At 45.1% G+C, this 4770-nt stretch carries 8 protein-coding genes; 1 reads left to right on the top strand and 7 read right to left on the bottom strand.

The genetic code is table 11. The features are described 5' to 3' along the window. Window positions 1-63: IS1 family transposase (locus tag OGY19_RS15765; protein ID WP_071603212.1), on the top strand; the 63-nt coding region annotated here is incomplete at its 5' end. 148 nt (window positions 64-211) lie between these two features. Here OGY19_RS15765 and OGY19_RS15760 read toward each other — a convergent pair. From OGY19_RS15760 to OGY19_RS15730, 7 genes are all read right to left on the bottom strand, one after another. Then, entirely contained in the window at window positions 212-601 is a 390-nt protein-coding gene (locus tag OGY19_RS15760) for a hypothetical protein (protein WP_016241575.1), read from the bottom strand. A gap of 24 nt (window positions 602-625) precedes the next feature. Beyond that, entirely contained in the window at window positions 626-886 is a 261-nt protein-coding gene (locus OGY19_RS15755) for a hypothetical protein (protein WP_016241576.1), read from the bottom strand. Between the two features lie 282 nt (window positions 887-1168). Continuing rightward, the gene (locus OGY19_RS15750; protein ID WP_016241577.1) at window positions 1169-1396 is read right to left on the bottom strand and encodes a hypothetical protein; all 228 of its coding nucleotides are present in this window, start codon (window positions 1394-1396) and stop codon (window positions 1169-1171) included. A 10-nt stretch (window positions 1397-1406) separates the two neighbouring features. Further along, the gene (locus OGY19_RS15745) at window positions 1407-1715 is read right to left on the bottom strand and encodes a hypothetical protein (protein ID WP_016241578.1); all 309 of its coding nucleotides are present in this window, start codon (window positions 1713-1715) and stop codon (window positions 1407-1409) included. A gap of 55 nt (window positions 1716-1770) precedes the next feature. Next, entirely contained in the window at window positions 1771-2271 is a 501-nt protein-coding gene (locus OGY19_RS15740) for a hypothetical protein (RefSeq protein ID WP_016241579.1), read from the bottom strand. A 63-nt stretch (window positions 2272-2334) separates the two neighbouring features. Further along, window positions 2335-3702, bottom strand: coding sequence for a VWA domain-containing protein (locus tag OGY19_RS15735; RefSeq protein ID WP_286596772.1), 1368 nt, complete (start codon window positions 3700-3702; stop codon window positions 2335-2337). A 67-nt stretch (window positions 3703-3769) separates the two neighbouring features. Beyond that, entirely contained in the window at window positions 3770-4738 is a 969-nt protein-coding gene (locus OGY19_RS15730) for an IS5-like element IS903B family transposase (RefSeq protein WP_000654812.1), read from the bottom strand. Between the last annotated feature and the right edge of the window lie 32 nt (window positions 4739-4770).

The following is a 4770-nucleotide window of genomic DNA, read 5'->3' as shown; positions in this document are numbered from 1 at the left end:
AAATCGGTGGAGCTGCATGACAAAGTCATCGGGCATTATCTGAACATAAAACACTATCAATAAGTTGGAGTCATTACCCGGCAGCGGGAGCTTGTTCAAACTCATCACGTTCGTAATTCATCAACATACGGTTTTGTGCGTTATTAAAGCTATCAATATGATCTGATTTAGCAGTAGTTGAAGTATACATGAGTGACTCCTTAGAAATTTTCTACCAGACAGTTTGTTCTTTCATGAAGTCAGCCTCATTCGCTATAAAGCGTTTTGCTTCATTCATCGCCGCATCGAAATGTTTATTACCCAACTTACGTCCTAGATCAGTTATCTGTTCAACAAGAAGAGCACATTCAGGGTGAGTAAATCGTCCACCACCTTGGCAGTAAGTTAAACGAGTAACCAGCATTAATGCCTTCGACTCATTTTGTGTTACATGAAAGATGGTTTTCTGAGTTCCTATCCCTCGTTCGTTCAGAATATTAATGGTATCCATATCGGCGAGTAGTAACCTTAAGTCCTGCAAATCTCTATCGATTGAATGAGGTCGCAATGACATATCGCCAGACACAAAACCATAGATATCCTCGGTTTCAGAATGAAACATATATACCTCGATAAATTAAATGAATTAGAAGATACCCGGCTTACACCGCAATAGAGCATTAAATATCTGCTCACGAGCCTCAGAAGGATTTACTTGTTTTGCAATTCCTTCAATCCACTCATCAACCGGCAATCGGGTAAAATGATGGTCTGTATTGCGAATCCTGATTGCAATGACAGCCCAGTGAGCGAGAGCATACTGAATATAATGCTTATCGCCTTGTGCAACTTCACCGCGTATTCTGGCGGTGCGGTTGTTATACTCTATCAACGCGCAGCCACTCATACAGACTCCAGTTATTAATCTATATAGTTAAAAGACAATTCCATCATCAATCGCCGTCAGGCTTTCGATCTTTGAAATGTCGATGAAGTTAAATCGTCGTACATTGTTTGCAGTAATAATCCGACCGTCATTAAGCTGAATGATCTCACTTTCTTTATCAGAACGTGATGGCCATGAAGCGATAACAGAGTCTTCAGTAATTACATAATGCCGACTATTTGATATAAACAAAATGCATGGGATATCCATTAAATGAGACTCCAGACATTCAGTCTTTAAAGATTAAAATTCTGTAGTACCAATCCATACATCATTAATATATGCATCGGCCCCAAACTCAACACCACAAGGCTGTACTTTATCCAGGGTTTCGAACGTCCATCCTTCTTCAGGAGGCCATTGGAAAAGCAATGGCGCTCCATCCAAATATTTTATGGCGAGAACCCCATGACGAAGAGGTGCGAGGATATCTGTTTCACCGGGTCTCACTTTAACCCAATAATGAATCATGATGTCACCTTTATTGATTTACCCGAGGAATGAATTGGGTTTGGGTGGTTATATCAGACATGAGTTCATAAATCTTGTATGGCCACCAATTTGAATCCATATCACGGAAGAAATGAACCTCAGTGATATCGGGACACATCGGATGCCATAGGTTAAAAACCATAAGTTCAGATGCCTCAACCTCAATGAACTGATTGATTGAGGTTTTCCTGAACTCATTCGTGGAAATAAACCCTATTAGATCCTCCAATTGATTAAGCAATAAACCCGCTTGTAGCAGTTCAGAGGAACTATCGAAGTCATGTTTTAAAATATTCATGTTAGTCTCCAGCGTGGCACGAAAAAAACGCTGACCGAAGTCAGCGTTTGTATTATTACAGAGGTTTATTCTTAAGCGGCTTCGCAGCCTCTTTAGGATAAGTGTGATAAAACGCTTTTCTGTATTTTTCGTATCCAATACGTTGGGATGCAACATGTTCCATATTAGTGGGAGCAGTAAAGTGATGACACGCAATCAGTCTTGCTTGTTTTGCCAATTCACTTGACCACTCGTGCAGGATTTCCATCCGGGTTTCGAATGGATCAAGACCCGCTATTTTGCAGCAACTCGTAAATGAACATAAGTCTTCCTGATTTTCTTCCGAACAAATCCAGAGGATTTCATCCACACGCTGCTCACCAGTACTACGGTATGCAGTCATGATATATATACTATCCCGAATTATTTCGTAAGCCATCTTTGATGAAAAACGAAGTTCATAATTATGTTCTGAATCGGCTGATATCAGATCATATTCACTTTCAGTGGCATCGAAAATACTCATGAATGAGAGTTGATTTTCGTGAACCACTTTAGATTTTGCGGTTGCAGACATAATGATCACCTTTAAAATAAATTAAATTAATTTAGAAAGCTAAAACGGAAATTAAAATACAGATTAAGACATGAGAGCTTTACGGGTTACTTCAAAGAGTTTGCTACGTAAGGCAGAAACAGAACCGACAGAAACACCGGTATCACCAAAAAGACTTTTCATCATGCGGTCACTGGCATCACCGAAACCGATGCCAATAACGATGATGTCATCATCTTTAGCGCTTTGTATCATCGCTCGCGCAGAAGCCATATCATCAGGCTGGCCATCAGTTGCTATAACCAATACATGGCGATCCGCTTTAGCTGACGTCAGGTCTGCAAGTGCAGGCCATAACGATTCGCAAAGAGGAGTACAGCCTTGCGTACCAATACCAAACTGATGAGTTCCTATAGCTGTCCGTAAAGTTTGCTCCCGTCCTTTTAACAGACCTACGCTATTATGTGCGGCGTGTGGGAAATGGTATGCCGAGGTAGTTACCCCCTGAATACCATCGAGCGCATACAACATTGATACAACAGCGGCTTCAGCCTCTTTAACCGACCGGCTCATTGACCCGCTAGAGTCCAGCAGGATAGTAAAAGCAGAACTGACATCTACTGCCTTGGACTTATGTTTAAAAAGACGCGTATTGCCCAGCATGGCACTGGTAACCAGTCGAGAATCAAGCTTACGACCAGTTTCACGATGTGTTCTTCTCACCGCTCTTACACCCTGTAACAACCCATGAAGTGATTGGCGTAACCCGGTAGCCATCTGCACCCCTAAACTTACGGATGCATTACCGGTATCGTGCCGCTTCGCAGGTGCTACTGAATATGGAGTAGGTGAAACGATACGTTGATGCGGGGGTACTTTGTCTTTGATTAACTGATTGAGCTTATCTGAAGTGTTCTGTCCAGTACGGCCAAGGTCATTCGATGTGGTTCCTTCGAAAGGGTCTTTACCGCCCTGGGACATGTTAACGACAGAAGCTTCACCCGAAGCATTTGAGCCCGGTTGGGAAGCTCCGGCTTTGTTGTCACCAGAGTCGGAAGCAGGAGTATTACGATTAGCTGACGTTGACGATGAGTTATCGTTTTCATCATCGCTATCGTTTTGCCCATGTTCTTTATCTGGTGCGCCACCGGTATTACCATCAGGATCTGAAGAAGGCCCATTCTGACCGGCTGACGATGACGGCGAGCCGCCATTACCGCCTGAACTTACAGTCTGGCCATCCCCATTTTTGTCAGAACTGTCGGATGACTGGCCCGGCTCTGACGAACTGTCATCGCCTTTGCTGTCACCATAATCAGCGCCCTGATTATCATCCTGCGGAGGTTCTTCTTGCTCATTAGTTTCGTTAAATGCATCTACTGCGAGGTCATATAACCGACATGCAACTTCAAACACCTTTTTAATCGAGGTTGCTTGTACTGCTTCAGCCATAACCGTCATAGGGCTTTGTTGAATAAATCAGATTTCGGGTAAGTCTCCCCCGTAGCGGGTTGTGTTTTCAGGCAATACGCACGCTTTCAGGCATACCTGCTTTCGTCATTTTGTTCAGCGCTCGTACCAGGGCCATAGCCTCCGCAACCTGACCATCGTAGTCACGCAGCGTCAGTGAACCCCCGAACAGCTGTTTTACCCGGTACATCGCCGTTTCCGCTATCGAGCGACGGTTGTAATCTGTTGTCCATTTCCACCGCGCATTACTCCCGGTCATTCGCTGATTAGCCACTGCACGGTTACGGTCTGCATATTCACCGGGCCAGTAACCCGCACCTTTTCGGGGAGGGATAAGCGCGCTGATTTTCTTACGCCGCAGTTCATCGTGACATAGCCGGGTATCGTAAGCGCCATCGGCGGCGGCTGACCTGATTTTCCGGTGGGTTTGCCGGATTAACCCGGGGAAGGCCTCTGAGTCCGTAACGTTGTTCAGCGACAGGTCAGCGCAGATGATTTCATGTGTTTTACTGTCAACGGCGAGATGCAGCTTACGCCAGATACGGCGGCGTTCCTGGCCATGCTTTTTGACTTTCCACTCGCCTTCACCGAAGACCTTCAGCCCGGTGGAATCAATTACCAGGTGTGCGATTTCACCCCGGGTGGGCGTTTTGAAACTGACATTAACCGACTTTGCCCGCCTGCTGACACAGCTGTAATCCGGGCAGCGTAGCGGAACGTTCATCAGAGAAAAAATGGAATCAATAAAGCCCTGCGCAGCCCGCAGGGTCAGCCTGAATACGCGTTTAATGACCAGCACAGTAGTGATGGCAAGGTCAGAATAGCGCTGAGGTCTGCCTCGTGAAGAAGGTGTTGCTGACTCATACCAGGCCTGAATAGCTTCATCATCCAGCCAGAAAGTTATGGAGCCACGGTTGATGAGGGCTTTATTGTAGGTGGGCCAGTTGGTGATTTTGAACTTTTGCTTTGCCACGGAACGGTCTGCGTTGTCGGGAAGATACGTGATCTGATCCTTCAACTCAGCAAAAGTTCGATTTATTCAACAAAGCC

Source organism: Citrobacter sp. Cy070, assembly GCF_030332245.1.
Lineage (GTDB): Bacteria > Pseudomonadota > Gammaproteobacteria > Enterobacterales > Enterobacteriaceae > Citrobacter > Citrobacter youngae.
Note: the sequence above shows the minus strand (reverse complement) of the source record. Positions and strands in the feature narration are given on the sequence as shown.

Coding starts and splice junctions, on each gene's coding strand:
- OGY19_RS15760 (WP_016241575.1), bottom strand. CDS start 601: ATGTTTCATTCTGAAACCGAGGATATCTATGGTTTTGTGTCTGGCGAT.
- OGY19_RS15755 (WP_016241576.1), bottom strand. CDS start 886: ATGAGTGGCTGCGCGTTGATAGAGTATAACAACCGCACCGCCAGAATA.
- OGY19_RS15750 (WP_016241577.1), bottom strand. CDS start 1,396: ATGATTCATTATTGGGTTAAAGTGAGACCCGGTGAAACAGATATCCTC.
- OGY19_RS15745 (WP_016241578.1), bottom strand. CDS start 1,715: ATGAATATTTTAAAACATGACTTCGATAGTTCCTCTGAACTGCTACAA.
- OGY19_RS15740 (WP_016241579.1), bottom strand. CDS start 2,271: ATGTCTGCAACCGCAAAATCTAAAGTGGTTCACGAAAATCAACTCTCA.
- OGY19_RS15735 (WP_286596772.1), bottom strand. CDS start 3,702: ATGGCTGAAGCAGTACAAGCAACCTCGATTAAAAAGGTGTTTGAAGTT.